The sequence below is a fragment of the Blautia sp. DFI.1.216 genome, assembly GCF_020594215.1.
GTDB lineage: Bacteria > Bacillota > Clostridia > Lachnospirales > Lachnospiraceae > Blautia_A > Blautia_A wexlerae.
In genome coordinates this window covers 50092-71234 of record NZ_JAJDML010000020.1, presented here as the reverse complement: position 1 = coordinate 71234, position 21143 = coordinate 50092, and the positions used below count along the sequence as shown (strand labels likewise).

At 45.0% G+C, this 21143-nt stretch carries 18 protein-coding genes; 14 read left to right on the top strand and 4 right to left on the bottom strand.

The genetic code is table 11. From position 1 onward, the window contains the following. Positions 1–148: 148 nt before the first annotated feature. The 9 genes from LJE11_RS09750 (at position 149) to LJE11_RS09710 (ending at position 11038) form a co-directional block, all read left to right on the top strand. Positions 149–1546 (top strand): FtsK/SpoIIIE domain-containing protein, encoded by a 1398-nt coding sequence (locus tag LJE11_RS09750; RefSeq protein WP_144092051.1) that lies wholly within the window; start codon positions 149–151, stop codon positions 1544–1546. 192 nt (positions 1547–1738) lie between these two features. Beyond that, positions 1739–2920: a MobT family relaxase gene (gene mobT, locus LJE11_RS09745; RefSeq protein WP_118633424.1), complete on the top strand. Its 1182-nt coding sequence runs from the start codon at positions 1739–1741 to the stop codon at positions 2918–2920. A gap of 51 nt (positions 2921–2971) precedes the next feature. Beyond that, positions 2972–3193, top strand: a complete 222-nt coding sequence (locus tag LJE11_RS09740; protein WP_002570387.1) for a hypothetical protein — start codon at positions 2972–2974, stop codon at positions 3191–3193. A gap of 129 nt (positions 3194–3322) precedes the next feature. After that, positions 3323–3811, top strand: a complete 489-nt coding sequence (locus tag LJE11_RS09735) for an antirestriction protein ArdA (RefSeq protein WP_182465686.1) — start codon at positions 3323–3325, stop codon at positions 3809–3811. A gap of 93 nt (positions 3812–3904) precedes the next feature. Then, entirely contained in the window at positions 3905–4297 is a 393-nt protein-coding gene (locus LJE11_RS09730) for a conjugal transfer protein (RefSeq protein WP_005427021.1), read from the top strand. Beyond that, the gene (locus LJE11_RS09725) at positions 4281–6731 is read left to right on the top strand and encodes an ATP-binding protein (protein WP_118633422.1); all 2451 of its coding nucleotides are present in this window, start codon (positions 4281–4283) and stop codon (positions 6729–6731) included. The genes LJE11_RS09730 and LJE11_RS09725 overlap by 17 nt, the downstream gene beginning before the upstream one ends. Continuing rightward, positions 6731–9112, top strand: a complete 2382-nt coding sequence (locus tag LJE11_RS20355; protein ID WP_118633421.1) for a CD3337/EF1877 family mobilome membrane protein — start codon at positions 6731–6733, stop codon at positions 9110–9112. The genes LJE11_RS09725 and LJE11_RS20355 overlap by 1 nt, the downstream gene beginning before the upstream one ends. Next, positions 9109–10113: a bifunctional lytic transglycosylase/C40 family peptidase gene (locus LJE11_RS09715; RefSeq protein WP_118633420.1), complete on the top strand. Its 1005-nt coding sequence runs from the start codon at positions 9109–9111 to the stop codon at positions 10111–10113. The genes LJE11_RS20355 and LJE11_RS09715 overlap by 4 nt, the downstream gene beginning before the upstream one ends. Before the next feature lie 16 nt (positions 10114–10129). After that, complete coding sequence (locus LJE11_RS09710; protein WP_118633419.1) at positions 10130–11038, top strand: conjugal transfer protein; 909 nt, start codon at positions 10130–10132, stop codon at positions 11036–11038. A gap of 75 nt (positions 11039–11113) precedes the next feature. Here LJE11_RS09710 and LJE11_RS09705 read toward each other — a convergent pair whose 3' ends face one another. Then, on the bottom strand, positions 11114–11674 hold the full coding sequence (locus tag LJE11_RS09705; RefSeq protein WP_020994406.1) for a TetR/AcrR family transcriptional regulator: 561 nt from the start codon (positions 11672–11674) through the stop codon (positions 11114–11116). Between the two features lie 179 nt (positions 11675–11853). Between LJE11_RS09705 and LJE11_RS09700 the strand changes: the two genes are divergently transcribed. Continuing rightward, positions 11854–12549 (top strand): hypothetical protein, encoded by a 696-nt coding sequence (locus LJE11_RS09700; protein ID WP_009009559.1) that lies wholly within the window; start codon positions 11854–11856, stop codon positions 12547–12549. 32 nt (positions 12550–12581) lie between these two features. Here LJE11_RS09700 and LJE11_RS09695 read toward each other — a convergent pair whose 3' ends face one another. Continuing rightward, complete coding sequence (locus LJE11_RS09695; protein ID WP_009009558.1) at positions 12582–12938, bottom strand: helix-turn-helix domain-containing protein; 357 nt, start codon at positions 12936–12938, stop codon at positions 12582–12584. A 597-nt stretch (positions 12939–13535) separates the two neighbouring features. Here LJE11_RS09695 and LJE11_RS09690 point away from each other — a divergent pair. From LJE11_RS09690 to LJE11_RS09675, 4 genes are all read left to right on the top strand, one after another. Continuing rightward, entirely contained in the window at positions 13536–13958 is a 423-nt protein-coding gene (locus LJE11_RS09690; protein ID WP_119245854.1) for an RNA polymerase sigma factor, read from the top strand. Beyond that, positions 13955–14194, top strand: coding sequence for a helix-turn-helix domain-containing protein (locus LJE11_RS09685; protein WP_117761128.1), 240 nt, complete (start codon positions 13955–13957; stop codon positions 14192–14194). Before LJE11_RS09690 ends, LJE11_RS09685 begins: the two co-directional genes overlap by 4 nt. A gap of 574 nt (positions 14195–14768) precedes the next feature. Continuing rightward, positions 14769–14963, top strand: a complete 195-nt coding sequence (locus LJE11_RS09680; protein ID WP_011861908.1) for a DUF3173 domain-containing protein — start codon at positions 14769–14771, stop codon at positions 14961–14963. A 36-nt stretch (positions 14964–14999) separates the two neighbouring features. Continuing rightward, a complete protein-coding gene (locus tag LJE11_RS09675; protein WP_227295903.1) occupies positions 15000–16184 on the top strand; it encodes a site-specific integrase in 1185 nt (394 codons plus the stop codon). An 80-nt stretch (positions 16185–16264) separates the two neighbouring features. On the opposite strand, the gene guaA is transcribed toward LJE11_RS09675, so the two are convergent. Both guaA and LJE11_RS09665 read right to left on the bottom strand, forming a co-directional pair. Continuing rightward, the gene (gene guaA / locus LJE11_RS09670) at positions 16265–17842 is read right to left on the bottom strand and encodes a glutamine-hydrolyzing GMP synthase (protein ID WP_055060345.1); all 1578 of its coding nucleotides are present in this window, start codon (positions 17840–17842) and stop codon (positions 16265–16267) included. Between the two features lie 763 nt (positions 17843–18605). Beyond that, positions 18606–20999: a glycoside hydrolase family 31 protein gene (locus LJE11_RS09665; protein ID WP_177968092.1), complete on the bottom strand. Its 2394-nt coding sequence runs from the start codon at positions 20997–20999 to the stop codon at positions 18606–18608. Between the last annotated feature and the right edge of the window lie 144 nt (positions 21000–21143).

The following is a 21143-nucleotide window of genomic DNA, read 5'->3' as shown; positions in this document are numbered from 1 at the left end:
TATTCAATAAAACACAATGTTTCTGTTTTAAAACTAAAAAGTTGTAAAGTGGTGTCTATTATACAAAATTCATATTAAACCATAAAGCAGATAATTCATTTTTATTGAGTTATCTGCTTTTCATATTCTTAAAAAGGAGAACTTTCCCATGAAACAGCTTTTTCCCCGTGGAAAACGTATCCGCCCCACGGATAAAGACCTTGTGTTCCATACTGCCCTTGCCGCCCTGTTCCCTGTCTTCCTGCTGGTTGTCCTGCTGTTTCATATCCGGCAGATTGCCGGAACCAACTGGCAGGAAGTGTCCCTCTCCCAGATAGTACAGGATGTAAATATCCCTTACCTGTTATTCAGCATGGGCGTGGCAGGGCTGGTGTGTCTTGCAGCCGTTCTTCTGTTCTGGCGATACCGCAGGGATGAAGTAAAGCAGCTCATCCACCGTCAAAAGCTGGCAAGGATGGTGTTGGAAAACAAGTGGTATGAATCAGAGCAGAGAAAAGAAGACGTTTTTTTCAAGGACTTGTCTTCCAGCCGTTCCAAAGAAACCATCACTTACTTTCCCAAAATCTACTACCGGATGAAACAGGGCTTGCTCCATATCCGTGTAGAAATCACCTTAGGGAAATATCAGGAACAGCTCTTAAACTTGGAGAAAAAGCTGGAAAGCGGCTTGTACTGTGAACTGACGGATAAGGAATTAAAGGATTCCTATGTGGAGTACACCCTGCTCTATGATACCATTGCCAACCGTATCTCCATTGAGGATGTACAGGCAAAGGACGGCAGGCTCCGGCTTATGGAAAATGTCTGGTGGGAGTATGACAAGCTCCCCCATATGCTCATTGCCGGAGGAACCGGCGGCGGAAAGACTTATTTCATCCTGACCCTCATTGAAGCCCTGCTCCGCACCAACGCCGTCCTGTTCGTGTTAGACCCGAAGAACGCCGACCTTGCGGATTTGCAGGCGGTTATGCCGGATGTGTACTACAAAAAGGAAGATATGCTCGCCTGCATTGACCATTTCTATGAAGAAATGATGAAACGCAGCGAAGACATGAAGCTCATGGAGAATTACCGGACAGGGGAAAACTACGCTTACTTAGGACTTCCGGCACATTTCCTTATCTTTGATGAATATGTGGCATTTATGGAAATGCTCGGCACAAAGGAAAACGCTGCTGTCCTCAACAAATTAAAACAAATCGTTATGCTTGGGCGGCAGGCTGGCTTCTTCCTGATTCTCGCCTGCCAACGTCCGGACGCAAAGTATCTGGGGGATGGAATCCGTGACCAGTTCAATTTCCGTGTAGCTCTGGGGCGGATGTCGGAAATGGGCTATGGGATGATGTTCGGGGAAACCACAAAGGACTTCTTCCTAAAGCAGATAAAAGGGCGTGGCTATGTGGATGTGGGAACCAGCGTTATTTCGGAATTTTATACGCCCCTTGTACCAAAAGGACACGATTTCCTCAAAGAAATTAAAAAGCTCATAGACAGCAGGCAGGGAGTGCAGGCGGCGTGCGGAGCGGAAGCCGCAGAAACGGACTGACCTGCTGTGGCTGGTGTGCCGCAAGGCACGCCAGCATGAACCCCTCGTATCTAACAGAGGGGTACAAATCGACAGGCAACAACCAAACAACAGGGCAGAATCCCACGGTACACAAGGGATTTTCCCCTATCCGGCGTGTGTCAACAAGGCTCTGAAAGTTGACATACGCTTTTTAGACAGGAGGGATTTTCACTGAATGAAGAAACATGGGTACGGGATAGCAAAGAGAAACGGGAAGTTTACGGTATCTCACAACAGAAACTTGCCTTAGCTGCCGGAATCACCCGTCCGTACCTGAGCGATATTGAAACGGGCAAGGCTCACCCATCCGAAGCATTACAGGAAGCCATCACGGAAGCTCTGGAACGCTTCAATCCAGACAATCCCCTTGAAATGCTCTTTGACTATGTGCGGATTCGCTTCCCCACTACGGATGTGAAGCATATCGTGGAAGACGTGCTGCGGCTAAAGCTATCTTACTTTATCTATGAAGACTACGGCTTCTACTCGTACACAGAGCATTACTATCTGGGTGATATTTTCGTTCTGGTATCGCCGGAATTGGAAAAAGGGGTGCTGCTAGAACTGAAAGGGCGTGGCTGCCGCCAGTTTGAAAGCTATCTGCTGGCACAGGAACGGAGCTGGTATGAATTTTTCATGGATGTTCTCATGGAGGACGGCGTGATGAAGCGGCTTGACCTTGCCATCAATGATAAAACGGGAATCCTGAACATTCCCCATCTGACAGAGAAGTGCCGGAATGAGGAATGTATCTCGGTCTTCCGCAGCTTCAAAAGCTACCGCAGCGGTGAACTGGTACGGCGTGAGGAAAAAGAATGTATGGGGAACACCCTGTATATCGGCTCCCTCCAAAGTGAGGTGTACTTCTGCATTTACGAAAAGGACTATGAGCAGTACAAAAAGCACGATATTCCCATTGAAGACGCAGAGGTAAAGAACCGCTTTGAAATCCGGCTGAAAAATGAGCGTGCCTTTTACGCCATCCGTGACCTGTTAGAACATGACAATCCAGAACGGACAGCCTTTCAAATCATCAACCGCTATGTCCGGTTCGTGGACAGGGACAATGCAAAGCCCCGTTCTGACTGGCGTATCAATGAGGAATGGGCGTGGTTTATAGGGGAACACAGGGGAAGTCTGAAACTGACAACCAAACCGGAACCCTATTCCTTTGAACGCACCCTGCACTGGCTCTCCCATCAGGTAGCACCCACGTTAAAGCTGGCTCTCCGTCTGGATAAGATGAACCACACCCAGATTGTCCATGACATCATCACCCATGCAAAGCTGACGGAGAAGCACGAAAAAATCCTGAAGCAGCAAGCCGCTGCTGCAAAGGAGGTGGTGCTTTAACGGCGGCAATCTTGAAACATAAGGAATCTTACAGGAAAGAAAGGAGCTTTTATGAATTTCGGACAGAATCTTTACAACTGGTTTTTATCCAACGCCCAGTCCCTTGTGCTGCTGGCAATCGTGGTGATTGGACTGTATCTCGGATTTAAGAGGGAATTTTCCAAACTTATCGGTTTTCTGGTGGTGTCCCTTGTAGCGGTCGGTCTGGTCTTCAATGCGGACGGTGTAAAGGACATCTTGCTGGAACTGTTCAATAAGATTATCGGTGCATAGGAAACCCTTGTTACACTTCCGTTATGGAGCAAGCTCTGATTGCTTCATGGCGGAAGTCCACTAGGGGCTTGGGGAGCGTAACTCCCCAAAAAGAGCATTACAGAGAATGGAGGTGACACTGTGGAAGAAATGCGGATTTACATTGCCAACTTAGGCAAATACAATGAGGGCGAACTGGTCGGGGCATGGTTCACGCCGCCTGTGGACTTTGAGGAAGTCAAGGAACGTATCGGTTTGAATGATGAATATGAGGAATACGCCATCCATGACTATGAGTTGCCCTTTGAGATTGACGAATATACCCCCATTGAGGAAATCAACCGCCTGTGTGAAATGGTGGAGGACTTACCGGAATACATTCAGGAGGAACTATCAGAGCTGCAATCCTACTTTGGCAGTATCGAAGAACTCTGTGAGCATGAAGATGATATTATCTGCCATTCCGGCTGTGATGATATGGCAGATGTGGCTCGCTACTATCTGGAAGAAAGCGGACAGCTTGGCGAACTTCCGGCACACTTACAAAACTATATCGACTATGCAGCCTATGGGCGTGACATGGAATTGGATGGAACCTTTGTTGTCACGAACCACGGCGTATATGAAATCTTACGGTAGCTCCGTCTGTATCTCTTTCAGGAAATACAGGCGGATTTTTTTATTCAGGGGCGGCTCTTTTGCTGCCCCCATCTTTTAGAAAGGACGGACAACATGAAGAAAATACGAAGCTATACCAGTATCTGGTCGGTGGAAAAGGTACTCTATTCCATCAATGATTTTAAGCTGCCATTCCCCATCACGTTCACACAGATGGCGTGGTTCGTGGTATCGGTGTTTGCAGTTATGCTCTTGGGGAACCTCCCTCCCCTTTCATTCATTGACGGAGCATTTTTGAAATACTTCGGCGTACCCTTTGCCCTCACTTGGTTCATGTGCCAGAAGACCTTTGACGGGAAGAAGCCTTACGGCTTCCTGAAATCCGTACTGGCATATCTGGTACGCCCGAAACTGACGTATGCAGGAAAGCCCGTGAAGCTGGAAAAGGAATATCCGGCACAGCCCATCACGGCAGTAAGGAGTGATATTTATGGCATATCCGATTAAGTATATCGAAAATAACCTTGTGTTCAACCATGACGGGGAGTGCTTCGCTTACTATGAGCTGCTTCCCTACAACTATTCCTTTTTAAGCCCCGAACAGAAATATCAGGTACACGATTCATTCCGGCAGCTTATCGCCCAGAACAGGGACGGAAAGATTCACGCCCTGCAAATCAGCACAGAATCCAGCATACGGGCGGCACAGGAACGCTCCAAACAGGAAGTGACGGGCAAGTTAAAGGATGTTGCCTATGCAAAGATTGACGCACAGACCGAAGCCCTGATTTCCATGATAGGGGAAAATCAGGTGGACTACCGCTTTTTTATCGGCTTCAAGCTGCTTGTTAATGAGCAGGAAGTCACTATGAAGCAGTTTCGCAGGGAAGCAAAGACCGCTGTTTCCGACTTCCTCCATGAAGTCAACCACAAGCTCATGGGGGATTTTGTTTCCATGAGCAATGAGGAAATCTGGCGGTTTCAGAAGATGGAAAAACTGTTGGAAAGTAAAATCTCACGCCGCTTTAAAGTCCGGCGGCTTGATAAGGACGATTTTGGTTATCTGATTGAGCATTTATACGGACAGACCGGAACCGCCTACGAAGATTATGAGTATTACCTGCCGAAGAAGCGGTTTCAGGAGGAAACACTGGTGAAATACTATGACCTCATCAAACCCACCCGTTGTCTGATAGAGGAAAACCAGCGGTATCTGAAAATCGAACAGGAAGACGGGACAGTGTATGCCGCCTACTTTACCATCAACAGCATTGTAGGGGAACTGGACTTCCCATCCTCGGAAATCTTTTACTATCAACAGCAGCAATTCACCTTTCCCATTGATACCTCTATGAATGTGGAGATTGTGACAAACCGGAAAGCCCTCTCCACGGTGCGGAACAAGAAAAAAGAGCTGAAAGATTTGGACAACCATGCATGGCAGAATGACAGCGAAACCAGTACAAACGTGGTGGACGCTTTAGACAGCGTGAATGAGCTGGAATCCACCTTAGACCAGAGCAAGGAATCCATGTATAAGCTGTCCTATGTGGTGCGTGTGACGGCTCCCGACTTGGAAGAACTGAAACGACGTTGCAATGAGGTGAAAGATTTTTATGACGATTTGAACGTGAAACTGGTTCGCCCCTTTGGGGATATGCTGGGGCTGCATGGGGAATTTCTCCCTGCCAGCAAACGGTATCTGAACGATTACATCCAGTATGTCACCAGCGACTTCCTCGCTGGTCTTGGCTTCGGGGCAACCCAGATGTTGGGGGAAACGGAGGGTATTTATATAGGGTACAGTCTTGATACAGGAAGAAACGTGTACTTAAAGCCTGCCCTTGCCAGTCAAGGGGTAAAAGGCTCCGTCACCAACGCCCTTGCTGCCGCTTTTGTCGGCTCCCTCGGCGGTGGAAAATCATTCAGTAACAACATGATTGTCTATTATTCCGTATTATTTGGGGCACAGGCTCTCATTGTTGACCCGAAAGCGGAACGGGGACGCTGGAAAGAAACCCTGCCGGAAATCGCCCATGAAATCAATATCGTAAACCTGACTTCGGAGGAACAGAACAGGGGCTTACTTGACCCGTATGTGATTATGGAGAACCCAAAGGATTCTGAATCACTGGCAATCGACATCCTGACCTTTTTAACCGGCATTTCCAGCCGTGACGGGGAGAAGTTTCCTGTTCTTCGGAAAGCTATTCGTGCAGTAACAAACAGTGAAGAACGGGGGCTTTTCAAAGTGATTGAGGAACTACGGGCGGAGGGAACCACCATCAGCACCAGCATAGCCGACCATATCGAATCCTTTACGGACTATGACTTTGCACACCTGCTCTTTTCGGATGGGGATGTCACACAGTCCATCAGCCTTGAAAAGCAGCTCAACATCATTCAGGTAGCGGATTTGGTGCTGCCGGATAAGGAAACCTCATTTGAAGAATACACCACGATGGAGCTGCTTTCCGTGGCAATGCTCATTGTAATCAGCACCTTTGCCCTCGACTTCATCCACACCGACCGCAGCGTGTTTAAGATTGTGGATTTGGATGAAGCATGGAGCTTCTTACAGGTGGCACAGGGCAAGACCCTTTCCATGAAGCTGGTTCGTGCCGGACGTGCCATGAACGCAGGCGTTTATTTTGTCACCCAGAACACGGACGATTTGCTGGATGAAAAACTGAAAAACAATCTGGGCTTGAAGTTTGCGTTCCGTTCCACGGACATCAACGAAATCAAAAAGACCCTCGCCTTTTTCGGGGTGGATTCCGAAGATGAAAACAACCAGAAGCGGCTCCGTGACTTGGAAAACGGACAGTGCCTTATCAGTGATTTGTACGGGCGTGTGGGCGTGATACAGTTCCATCCTATCTTTGAAGACCTGTTCCACGCCTTTGATACCAGACCGCCCGTAAGAAAAGAGGTGGAATGATGGTGATACATAGAACTTCCAACCGACCGCAATTCCCAGTTCCTCATCACACAAAAAAGGGCTTGTCTTGGAAGACGGCAGGAAAAGTGATTGGCAGGGTGCTTCTGGCACTCCTGCTCATCCTCCTGCTGCTTGCAGTCTTCGGCACAGCCGCCCACGCTGCCGGACTGGTGGATGATACGGTGGATGCTGCCAACGAATACAGCAAATATCCTCTGGACAACTACCAGCTTGATTTTTATGTGGACAGCGGATGGGACTGGCTCCCGTGGAACTGGCTGGACGGTATCGGAAAACAGGTGATGTACGGGCTGTATGCCATCACAAATTTTATCTGGACAATCAGCTTGTACCTTTCCAACGCCACAGGGTATCTGATTCAGGAAGCCTACTCACTGGATTTCATTTCCTCTACGGCGGATTCCATTGGGAAAAATATGCAGACCCTTGCAGGCGTTACCACTGGCGGCTTATCCTCGGAGGGATTTTATGTCGGGTTCCTGCTGATTCTCATTCTGGTGGTGGGGATTTACGTTGCCTACACAGGGCTTATCAAACGGGAAACCACAAAAGCCATCCATGCCGTTGTGAACTTCGTGGTGGTGTTCGTGCTGTCCGCTGCCTTTATCGCTTATGCCCCTGATTATATCGGGAAAATCAATGAATTTTCCGCAGACATCAGCAATGCCAGCCTGACCCTTGGTACAAAGATTGTGCTGCCGAACTCGGAAAGTCAAGGAAAAGACAGTGTGGATTTGATACGGGACAGCCTGTTTTCCATTCAGGTCAAGCAGCCGTGGCTCCTGCTGCAATACGGCAACTCGGATGTGGAAAGCATTGGGGCTGACCGTGTGGAAAGCCTGCTCTCAACCAGCCCAGACGAAAACAACGGGCAGGACAGGGAAGAAATCGTGGTGGAGGAAATCGAAGACAGGGAAAACACCAACCTTACCATCACAAAGACCATCAACCGCTTGGGAACCGTCTTCTTCCTATTTATCTTCAATATCGGTATCTCCATTTTTGTATTCCTGCTCACGGGGATAATGATTTTCTCACAGGTGCTTTTTATCATTTACGCCATGTTCCTGCCTGTGAGCTTCCTCCTTAGCATGGTTCCCTCTTTTGAGGGGATGTCAAAGCGTGCCATTACGAAACTGTTCAACACCATCCTTACCAGAGCCGGAATCACCCTGATTATCACGGTAGCGTTCAGCATTTCCACCATGCTCTATAACCTGTCTGGGGAATATCCGTTCTTCCTGACAGCGTTCTTGCAGATAGTGACCTTTGCCGGAATCTATTTCAAGCTAGGGGATTTGATGGGGATGTTCTCCTTACAGAGCGGCGATTCCCAAAGCATGGGGAGCCGTATCATGCGAAGACCCCGTATGCTCATGCACGCCCATATGCACCGTTTACAGCATAAGTTAGGACGTTCCGTGGCAGCTCTTGGGGCTGGAACGGCTGCATACCACGCAGGAAAACAGGCTGGCTCAGACCAGAGAACTGCTTCCCACTCCGGCGCTTCCAAACAGACACAGGCAGACCACAGCAGACCAGACGGACAGGCAGCACCGGAAAAGGAATCCGCATGGAAACGGGCTGGCTCTGCGGTGGGTGCGGCGGCAGATACCAAAGATAAGATAGCCGATACTGCCGGACAGCTTCGGGAGCAGGCAAAAGATTTGCCTGTCAATGCAAAGTACGCCCTTTACCACGGGAAAACACAGGTATCAGAGGGCGTAAGGGATTTTACTTCCAGTGTGACCCAGACCCGAACTGCCAGAGCGGAACAACGAAATGCACAGGCAGAAAGCCGCAGACAGACCATTGCAGAACGCAGGGCAGAACTGGAACAGGCAAAACAGCCGCAAAAGACAGCTTCCGAAGCACCCAAAGGGGCGGCTCCTATCCATGAACGCCCTGTTACTGCAAAGCAGCCAGAAGATTTCCGACATCATGCAGATACCGCTCATGCAGGAAAACCAGCCATGCAGCCTGCTTCCTCATCCATCAGGGAACGGGGACAGGTTCCTTATGGGGGAACTGTGGCGGAACGGGCTTCGGTTCCGGTGGTAAAAGCGGCTTCTATCCACCATGAACAAACGCCTCTTGTAAGGACAGAACGCCAGATAGTCCCATCTGCTTCCCTATCCCAGTCGGATGAAAGACAAAAGGCGGCTCCCACTATCACACCGGCTGCTCCCCGTCCGGCAAGACCTGTCCAAAATGATACGGCTCCTGTGATACCGGAAAGAAAACGGGCTGCCCCTGCGGTAAAAGAATCAAACTTTACCATCCGGCGTACCACCGCCAGAAAGGAGTGGACAAAAACGGTAAAAGCGGCTGCCAAACAAAAGAAAGGGGAGAAACCATGAAATTAAGACACCTTTTCTTTGCCTGTTCCGGCGTGTTCGTGATGATGTTCTCCCTGCTCCTTTTGGTGGTGATTGTCTTCTCGGATGAGGAAGACGGAGGAAGCGACGGAAATCTTATCTATGGGGGCGTGAGCGTATCACAGGAAGTCCTCGCTCATAAACCTATGCTGGAAAAGTATGCAAGGGAATATGGCATAGAGGAATACTTAAATGTGCTGCTCGCCATCATTCAGGTGGAATCCGGCGGCACACTGGAAGACGTTATGCAGTCCTCGGAATCTCTGGGGCTTCCCCCGAACTCCCTTAGTACAGAGGAATCCATCAAACAAGGCTGCAAGTATTTCTCGGAACTGCTCGCAGCGGCAGAAACAAAGGGCTGTGACTTAAACAGTGTGATTCAGTCCTACAACTACGGCGGCGGTTTCCTAGACTATGTGGCAGGACGTGGGAAAAAGTACACTTTTGAACTGGCAGAGAGCTTCGCAAGGGACAAATCCGGCGGAAAGAAAGTCACCTACACCAACCCTGTTGCGGTAGAGAAAAACGGGGGCTGGCGGTATTCCTATGGAAATATGTTCTATGTCCTCTTGGTATCGCAATACCTGACCGTGGCACAGTTTGATGATGAAACGGTACAGGCTATCATGGAGGAAGCCTTAAAGTATGAGGGCTGGACGTATGTGTACGGGGGCGATTCCCCATCCACTTCCTTTGACTGTTCTGGACTGGTGCAGTGGTGCTATGGCAAGGCAGGAATCGCCCTGCCACGGACAGCACAGGAACAGTACAATGTGACGCAACATATCCCCCTGTCCGAAGCAAATGCAGGGGATTTGGTCTTTTTCCACTCCACCTACAACGCCGGAACCTACATCACCCATGTGGGGCTGTATGTGGGAAATAACCGGATGTACCATGCCGGAAATCCCATTGGCTACGCAGACCTGACAGGCTCTTACTGGCAACAGCACCTTGCCGGAGCCGGACGAATCAAACAATAAGAAAGGATGAACCGATATGATTCAGATTAGAAAAGAGGAAAACCAGAAAAAGCAGAAAGAAAAGAAACTGAAAGTTTACAAAGTCAATACCCACAAAAAAACTGTGATTGCCCTGTGGGTGCTGCTGGCAGTGAGCTTCCTGTTTGCCGTCTATAAGAATTTCACGGCGATAGACATTCATACTGTCCATGAAACCAAAGTAATTGAGGAACAAATCCTCGACACCCACAAGATAGAGAATTTTGTGAAGAATTTCGCAGAAGTCTACTATTCATGGGAACAGTCCGCCGCTTCCATTGATAACCGGACAAATGCTTTAAAAGGCTATCTCACCGGAGAGCTGCAAGCCCTGAATGTAGATACTGTCCGAAAAGACATCCCAGTATCGTCTGCCCTGACTGATTTTCAGATATGGGAAATCACAGAAGAAAAGGAGCAGCATTATCAAGTGACCTATACGGTGGAACAGCATATCACAGAGGGAGAATCCGGTAAAACTGTCCGTTCCGCTTATCAGGTGACCGTCTATGTGGACGGCTCTGGAAACCTGACGATTATCCAGAATCCAACCATTACCAGTGTTCCCGTAAAATCCGGTTACACTCCCAAAGCGGTACAAAGTGACGGTACGGTGGATTCCATCACCACAGAGGAAATCAACGAATTTCTCACCACCTTTTTCAAGCTGTACCCTACGGCAACCGCAAAGGAGCTGACCTATTATGTGAATGAGGGCGTACTGAAACCTGTGGGGAAAGAATACATTTTCTCGGAACTGGTGAATCCAGTTTACAATCGAAACGGAAATCAGGTGACAGCTTCCCTTGCAGTGAAATATCTGGATAACCAGACCATGACAACACAGGTATCGCAGTTTGACCTTGTGCTGGAAAAGAACGGGGAAAACTGGAAGATTGTGAAATAGTTATAGAAAAACGTGCATTTCTCATTTGAGATTTGCACGTTTCTCTTATAAAGTATTTCTTTTTAAAATTTATCATTAGTCTTTATATTTTTGATTAGCTCCCAATAGTAGTGTGTCAATTGCTTCGGATAATTCTTTTCTTACTTTATCAGGATTAGAAAAAGCATATCTTAATTGTAAAGTTGTATAACCATGAAGCATACCTGTTACCATGTTCAAAATTTCAGTGGTCTTATCTGGATTAAAGCCACATGAGCAAATAAGTGTTTTAAGTAAAGATAGATAATCATTAAAAATGATTGCTGTTTCCTCTGTTCCATTCCAACTAGCCCATTGAATTATTTCATAAACACCGGGATGTTCAATCATATAATTAAGATATTCAACTGCCACTAATTTTAATGCTGAATCCCCTGTCTTACCGATTGCTGCACGAATCATTTTTTCATTCATAGTACGCATACCACTATGTGCTATCTCCCTAAGAAGTTCATCCAAACTTCCTATATGATTATATAAGGAGGGGGTACGAATCCCTAAATTTTCAGCAATAGCTTTCAAAGAAACATTATGAAGTCCATTTCTATCAGCCATATCAGAAGCAGTTTTTATAACTTCGGCTTTTGTAACTCGCATATTCATTTTCCTCTTTCTACACATCATTTACTTCATTTTAAGTAATCAAATTAATGAAGTCAATAATTTGGTTAGAAAAAATGAACTCTTGTATTGACAAACAGTCTTATAATATTTAAAATTACTAATGTAATTAGTTTTTGTGCTATTCAAATTAGTTTGCGAAAGGAAATACAAATATGTGTACAAGATTTGTGTATAATGGAAAAGAAACCATTGTTGGGTTCAATTTTGATATTGACCTTTCTGAATGGGAACATACTGTAATTGCCGAAAAAGACCGTTTTTTTATAGGGATAAAAATGTCCGATAATAAGTACCACTCTTTTCACGGAATCAATAGAAATGGGAATGTTGGCACATTGTTGTATGTACATGGAAATGACAATGCACAATTTTGCGGTAATGAATCATGCTATACAATAGCTGATTTGACAGAAAACTTTATAAAAGGCAATCTCTCTTTTGACGATTCATTGGAAATAGTGAAAAAAAAGAAAATTACTTATGCACCTGACACTACTATGCAGGCTATGTTTTCGGATAGAAATGGGCGTGTTCTCATTATTGAACCGGGGATTGGGTATCGCTTGGAAAAAGAAAAATATTCCTTAATAACAAATTACTCCATTTTAAAACCAGAATTGACTAATCCATATGTTTTATCTGGGGATAACAGATATGAAAAGGCAAAGGATTTACTGCAAGGATATGGAGAAAACTTCTCTATTTCCAACGCCTTTGATGTACTTAGGTCAGTACGTCAGGAAGGACTTTGGGCAACCAGAGTTTCTTTTATATATTCCGTTGCTAAAAATAAGGTATATTATGTGTTGAACAATGATTTCAAAAATATTGCAGAGTATCAATTCTAATATCACTGCAATTATAAACAAAAGTGGAGGATTTACATTTCCCCCACTTCCTTAGATTTGACAATACCATCTGCAACGCTTTCCATAATAACAAGGTCAGCGTCTGTGAAATTGTCTATTTTGTTTTCTAACTGCCTACGTTTGGTGCTTTTCACCTGACTGCTGGCAGGCAAGAAAAACTCATCCACTGATACATTCAGCAGAGATACAAGGTCGTAAAGCACCTGTAAACTTGGGTGCTGCCCTTTATTCTCAATGTTGGTTAAATAGCGTGGGTCAATCTCAATCATTGCTCCCACCTGTTCACGGGTCAAACCCTGTTTTTTACGGGCTTCTTTTATGGCAAGCCCCAACGCCCTGAAATCATATTTATCTTCTTTTTTACGCATAATACACCACCTCCATACATTTTACTGTTCCTGTTATAATAGTGACAGGTATAGAAAAACGTATTGTATAGTTGTACAGTTCCTATTATGCGTATCAAAGATAAAACTATGCTGCTGAAACGGAAATAAAAAAAACCGTTATTTGGCAGTACACTTTTCTTGCGTCAAAATCTCATAAATCTTTCCAGACGACGGTTTGACAAAAGCCGCCGTCTTTCTTTTTTCCAGAATATATGGAGGTTGTATTAAAGTCAGCTTTTTTTAGGCTCCGGCGGCTTACAGGAGGAAGCCGCTATGCAAAATATTTTCTTAAATATATCTACATTCGGTAAACCGTTAAAAAAAGCCATCTACCTACACTAGAAAAGTCTGACCCTCAATGTGGTTTTTCAGAATACATAGAAAGAACTATCGAAGCACACAAACAGAAATATCGTCTGTTTGCGTGCTTTTTTAGTTGGAAGAAAAAGTTTTTAAATTTTTCTTCTCAAAACGCAACTGCACCCCCTGTCCTGTCGGGACTAAGAGCGAAAAGGGGGAAAGAAGCAGAGATTCCTATCAACTCGCTCCCTTTCAAGGCTGGAAAGGGGGTGAGCAATGATGAAGCCATCTGAATTTCAGACAACCATAGAGAACCAGTTTGATTACATCTGTAAAGTCGCTATGGAGGATGAACGCAAAGACTATCTCAAAGCGTTGTCCAGACAGTGTAAACGGGAAACCCTGTTCTGTGATATGGACGATTACACCGTCAATCTGTTTTCTTCCGAAGACACCTATCCATCCCACTTCCATACTTTTGAAATGGATGGATTTACTGTCCGCATTGAAAACAACCTGTTAGCAGAAGCATTAGAAAATCTGGATGGAAAGAAACGTGACGTTATCCTGAGATATTATTTTCTTGGATTTGACGATACGGAGATTTCAAAAATTCTGGAAGTCAACCGTTCTACCATACAGAGAAGAAGACACGCCGGACTGGAATTTATCAAAAAATTTATGGAGGAAGAAGCATGACAGCAAAGCACCCTATGATTCCGTTTCCTGTGATTGTAAGGGCTGCGGATGGTGACATTGAAGCAGTCAACCAGATTGTACGCCATTACAGCGGTTTTATTGCCAGCCGTTCCATGCGTCCCATGAAAGACGAATACGGGAATACCCACATGGTTGTAGATGAAACCCTACGCCGCCGGATGGAAACACGTCTGATTGCAAAGATTTTATCTTTTGAAATCAGGGAACCCAACTAGAAATAACGCTCTCCTGTGGAAGCATGGACAAGCTCATGCTTCCCAGACAGAGCTTGCCAGTCTATTAAAGTGCATTATCACCAGTGCACTTTAACAGGCTGACAAAGCCGGATTGTTCCTTGAAAAAGAAAGCGTCTAATCAACGCAGCATAAAGCAGCCGAATACGTTTCGATAGAAAGAGAGCCGTTGGGCTGGCACGCCGTGACCCACCAAAGGAGGGATGAAACCGGATAGCGATTCCTGCCAGCGTTCCATAAGCAGCTTACCGCAAAAGCTGCCGCCATGACCTTTCTATCGTGATAATGATACTTCCGTACAGCCTTAGTCTGTGTGATGATGTAGCACCGCTGACAAAGGGTACGGCTGGATGAGAACCATGCAGGGGTGAGATTCCCATGAGCTTTAGCGAAAGCTGTTCGGCTTGCTTATATACTATTTTGAATTATAATTTTTCATTCAAAATCAAATAACTATTTGCAGGAAATACAATCTTAATATTACTTTTGCCATAAAATCTGATATAATATAGACAGATATTGAGGGTTCCATATCTGGTCTATGGAAAGGAGGAACATGATTACAGTAACAAAAAAAGATTTAATAGAACTGGGTTATGGGACTTCATTCGCAGCAGACATCATAAGAGAAGCAAAAAAACTTATGATTTCAAAAGGGCATACCTACTATCAGTCACGCAAACTGGACAGGGTTCCCAGAGAAGCTGTGGAAGAATTGCTAGGGATTACTTTTACTGATAAATCAAACTGATTGTACTTCTTGCACATTTATGTAAGGAGTGAAATCATGGCAAAAGACCCTATTAAGAAAGCAGAAAACGGAACTTATTATTTTAGAGCAAACTTAGGTTTTCATCCGATTACCGGAAAACAGATTCAGAAATACAAAAGCGGATTCAAGACAAAAAAGGAAGCTAGAGAAGCATATTCAAAGCTTATGCTGACATCCACAGAGGAATTAACGGAAAAGAAACAGCAGCTATCCTTTCAACAGTTCATTGAAGAAACTTACCTGCCTTGGTATAAAACACAGGTAAAGGAAAGTACCTATCTGAACCGCCGTTCTACCATTCAGAAGCATTTTTCATACTTTTACAAAATGACGGTGGATGAGATAGAACCCATTAACGTCCAGAACTGGCAGCTTGAACTCGCAAAAGAATTTAGTCCAAACTATATCCGTATTGTACAAGGTATGCTCTCTATTGCCTTTGACAGAGCAGTTGTTCTCGGTCTTGCAAAGAAAAATCCGTCACGAATGATAGGAAACATCAAGAGCAAGAAAACAAAAGTGGATTTCTGGACACTGGATGAATTTCAAAAGGTAATTTCCCTGCTCTACAAGGGCGATTATTACGAACATTACCTTTTCATTTCATACTGGCTCCTGTTTATGACTGGAATGAGAATCGGAGAAGCCGCAGCCCTGCAATGGTCGGACATCAACTTTGAAACCGGACTTTTAAGTATAACGAAAACGCTGTACTATAAAACAATGGACGAATACAAATTTGTGGAACCAAAGACACAAGCCAGTATTCGCACTATCTATATTGACACAGATACCATCAAAGAATTAAAAGCATGGCAGGAAGTACAGCAAAAGGTTTTAAATGACTGTGACCTTGTACTAAGCTATAATGGGATTCCCACCAGTAAGCACACCCTCCCACGGGCTTTAGAAAAACTTGCTGGATTGGCAGGCGTACACCGTATCAAGATTCATGCACTCAGACATTCCCATGCTTCCCTGCTCATCAGTATGGGAGAAAATCCTTTATTGATTAAAGAACGTCTGGGGCATGAAAAGATACAGACCACGTTAGGAACCTATGGACATTTATATCCCAACACCAACGTGGAAGTTGCCAAAAAATTAACTGGCGTTCTCACTTATACTCCGGCAACAACCAGTGTTGCCGATTACACCAGCAATCAGCATACAGCAATCTATCACAGAGCCATTGAATAAAAAAATGCAATCAAAATGCAATTCTAAAAGGAAAGAGCCTCAAAACCCTTGAAAATAAAGGCTTTGAAGCTCTGCTCCAACTATTCAAACTCAATCGTACCCGGCGGCTTGCTGGTCAGGTCATAGAATACGCGGTTAACGCCCTTAACTTCGTTAATAATGCGGTTCATAACTTTATTCAGTACTGCATACGGAATCTCAGCAGATTCGGCTGTCATGAAGTCGATAGTCTTCACTGCGCGGAGCGCTACAGCGTAATCATAAGTTCTGAAGTCACCCATAACGCCTACACTTCGCATATTTGTCAGTGCTGCAAAATACTGGTTCGGCATCCATGAAGGATCTTCACCATGTTCTTTCTTATACTCAGCTGCAGCATTGTCTAACTCTTCACGATAAATGAAATCTGCATCCTGTACAATACGAACCTTCTCTGCAGTAACTTCACCGATAATACGGATTCCAAGTCCCGGTCCCGGGAATGGCTGACGGAATACCAGTCTCTCCGGAATTCCAAGCTCCAGACCTGCTTTACGAACCTCATCCTTGAAAAGGTCGCGGAGCGGTTCGATGATTTCCTTGAAATCAACGAAATCCGGAAGTCCGCCTACATTGTGGTGAGATTTGATCACTGCGGACTCTCCGCCCAGACCACTCTCTACAACGTCTGGATAAATAGTTCCCTGTGCCAGGAAATCTACCGCACCAATCTTCTTGGCCTCTTCTTCAAAAATACGGATAAATTCTTCACCGATAATCTTACGTTTTGCTTCAGGCTCTGTAACACCTGCCAGCTTGTCATAGTATCTCTGCTGTGCATTGACGCGGATAAAGTTCAGGTCAAACTGACCGTTTGGTCCGAATACACCCTCAACCTCATCTCCCTCATCTTTACGAAGAAGACCATGATCTACAAATACACAGGTAAGCTGCTTGCCGATTGCTCTGGAAAGAAGTCCTGCTGCAACGGAAGAGTCAACACCACCTGACAGGGCAAGGAGAACTTTTCCATCTCCGACCTTCTCGCGGATTTCTCTGATAGTATGCTCAACAAAGGCATCCATTTTCCAGTCTCCGGCACATCCGCATACACCAAGTACGAAGTTTGAAAGCATCTTCTTTCCTTCTACTGTATGAAGCACTTCCGGATGGAACTGGATCGCATACAGCTTCTTCTCCTCATTCTGTGCAGTTGCTACCGGACAGTCTGCTGTGTGAGCAGCAATCTCAAATCCTGGTGCAACCTGGGAAATGTAATCTGTGTGGCTCATCCAGCAGATTGTTTTGTCAGATACGTCTTTGAAGATTTTGGAATCTGTCTTATCTACCAGAACCTCTGTCTTTCCATATTCGCTCACATCTGCTTTCTCAACTTTTCCGCCCAGAACATGCATCATAAGCTGTGCGCCATAGCAAAGTCCCAGAACAGGAATACCAAGCTCAAATAATTCTTTATTGCATGTAGGTGAATCTGCCTCATAGCAGCTGTTCGGACCACCGGTAAGGATGATTCCCTTAGGATTCATTGCCTTGATTTTCTCAAGATCGGTCTTGTATGAATAGATTTCGCAGTATACGTTACATTCTCTCACACGTCTGGCAACCAGCTGATTGTACTGACCGCCGAAATCCAGTACGACGACTGTTTCTCTTTTCATGTTTTCCTCCTTGTTTCTCATTATTTGTAACTGTAAAGATATTGAACCGTTACCATTGAATTTTATTATAAATTACAGTTCGGATTTTTACAATGCTTATTTTCAGTTTTCCACCTTGTGTTTTCTTCCTGCCAGTTTATAAGTTTTTTAGAATTTAATCACGTTTTTTTCAACAGTCCATCACATTTTGCTCACAAATTCCCTGTATATTAATAAGCAAATAAAGCAAATGCTTTACAAACAGGTTGCAAATGCTTTTTCACATAGATTTTTAACTTTTTTCTTTTTCATACTTATGCCGGGCCGCAAGGTCCGGCCCTCCTTCTTTTTACAGACCTTTTCAGGTCTTTTTCTTTTTTTATAAGTTTTTTAGAATTTAATCACAATTTCTTCAACAGTCCATCACATTTTGCACACATTTTCCCTGTATATTAATAAGCAAATAAAGCAAACGCTTTATTTATAATAAAACTTTTTCTTTTTCATACTTGCCGGATCGCAAGATCCGGCACTCCTTCTTTTAAAATGTGAAATCCCGCTCACAGTAAGACACAACTGTGAGCGGGATTTTTGTGTTACCGCAGAGAACTAGTGTGCCGACAAGTTGATTCTTGAAACAATCTTGCAGGATAAATTTTCTTATTTCAAGGCGGAGGAAGGAGGCGTAGCGGTGGCTACGGCGACCGACGACAACGCGGAAATAAGAAATTTAGACGCAAGATTGTTCGAGAAATCAACTTGTTGGCACACTAGCTTGATTCGGTTAAATTCCCATTGTAAGAATCTCCATCAGTACCCCAAGCAATGACGGATTCAAATTCATGGATACCAGAACTGGCACTGCCTCTGTACCCAGCTCTTTCACTACTTTATAAACGTCTGTCTTCTGTGCATAGGTAATCTGTGCTTTTTCCAGAATCTCATAGACCTCTTCTGCATAGTCTCTCTGATAAACAGCTGCATCTGCCGCAAAAGTAACCTTCACCTGTGCATCTGCCGGCACATCCTTGAGGATCACTATTGTTCCATGAAGCTTCTTATCCTCTGCGAACTCTGCATCCTTATATACCTGTCCGTTTACAGTAACCTCCTGCGGTTTGTCCTGAATGTTGCAGAAGCGGATCTTCCAGGAACGTTTCTGCGGGATCACTGCTGTATTTCCCTGTGCAGCTTCTACAATAAATACTGTTCCATTCTCATCTGCAGTCTTCGTCATTCTGGTGGATACCCAATTCTCATCCAGGTCTTCCGGTGTGTCCCCACCGTCTTCCCAGAGTACAAATTCTCCTGATTCTCCAGGATATACAAGTACTTCCAGTTTCTCAGGATTCTCAATGGAATTATCATATCCTTCCATGTCCTTCAGTGGAATGATGCTGCCTTCACGCACAAGTACCGGCATCTCATAAATATCTCTCCAGAGATCCACTTTTCTGCCGCCCTTATATGCTCTTCCGTTAAAGAAATCATACCAGATTCCCTGCGGAATCCATGTCTTTGCGCCTGCAAGTCCTGTTACCGGATCCAGCTTATCTGTGATTGGAGATACCATCATCTCTGTGCCGAAATAATAGTTGTTCGGTACTTCATAGGTTTCCTCACGCTCCGGCTCCAGATAATACATCGGCTGTACCAGCGGCAGTCCCGCTCTGCTTGCACGACGGTTCATGGTGTAAAGATACGGAACCAGCTTATGACGCAGTTTCAGGAAATTCTTCATTACTGTTTCTACAATCTGGTTGTATTTCCACGGTTCTTTTCCATTAAACGGGTTATCTGTGCTGTGCAGACGATTCATTGGTGAAAAGACTCCAAGCTGTACCCACCTTGCAGTGAGCTCGTCGTCTCTGTATCCAAACATATGTCCACCGATATCATGACTCCACCATCCAAAACCGATGTTGCTGGCATTTGCTGTGAAATATGGCTGGAATTTCAGACTCTCCCAGGTAATGAACGTATCACCGGAAAAACCAACCGGGTATCTGTGGCTTCCTGGACCTGCATATCTTGAGAAAGTCAGCGCACGTTTTCCTTTCCACTTGCTGTCCAGATAGTGATAGTGGTTCAGCATCCAGAGCGGATCCAGTCCCGGAACCTTGGTTACAGTTCCCTGCTGCCAGTCAAGCCACCAGAAGTCTACTCCCTCTTCTTCCATCGGATGATGCAGTTCCTCAAAATATGTCTCAATGAATTTCGGATCTGTCATATCAAAAAGTACCGGTTCCTTACTTGCAGGATCAATTCCCATCTTCTCTGCAACTCTCGGATAGGCTTCTTCATAAGCACGCACTCCATCTGCCGGATGTACGTTCAGTGTGATCTTATATCCATGTTTGTGTAGCCAGTCCATAAATTCAGGCGGATTGGGGAAAAACTTCTTATTCCAGGTATATCCTGTCCATCCGCTTCCATATACAGGAGGTACATCCTCTACCAGATGCCAGTCCATATCTACAACTGCAACAGAAAATGGCACTTCTTCTTTCTCAAAACGCTCTACCAGTTCTTTGTACTCTGTCTCTGTATATTTATGATATCTGCTCCACCAGTTTCCGAACGTATATCTTGGAAGCAGAGGTGTTTTTCCACATAATCTGTAAAAATCCTGCAGACATTCCACATATCTGTGACCATATCCAAAGAAATAAAAGTCTGCTCTGTTTCCCTGACGTGGCTCTACCATTCCATCTTCGCCCATAGCCATTGTGTGGGAATCATCCAGCACTGAAAAACCGTTTCTGGACATAATTCCATGACTCAGCGGAATCTCACCGTCTGCTTCATCCAGGGTTCTGGCTGTTCCCAGCAGATCTTTTGGTTCATCACCATAATGCCACACGCGCTCGCTGGCTTTTCCACCCGCTACACGTATCATCAGACCGCTTGGAGAAAATTTCTGTCTGTCATAGTGGATTTCCAGGTCTTTGGTGTAAATATGTAATTCCTCACCGCCATCGCTCACCCTGAATTCCGGCACCGGGAAATCACGATTGCATACCATCTGTGTTGCTCTGTCCTCAAATCCTCCGTCTTCGCTGTACTCAAAACGGATCAGGGCAGTTGTCAACATTGTAATCCTGAAATGATCGCCCACGATCACAGCTTCCTTTCTGCATACAGGATTACCTTCCAGCACAAATTTCTTTAAGTTCATAAAAGCTTTTCCTCCTTTACATCAACAACAGTTGTAACAGCTGCTTTTATGTCTATTTTAATCTTCTGCAGTCTGATTGACAACGCCTTTTTTCAGCTACTGAACATTTATATGACATATACTTGTGATATTATTTTCTAGAAC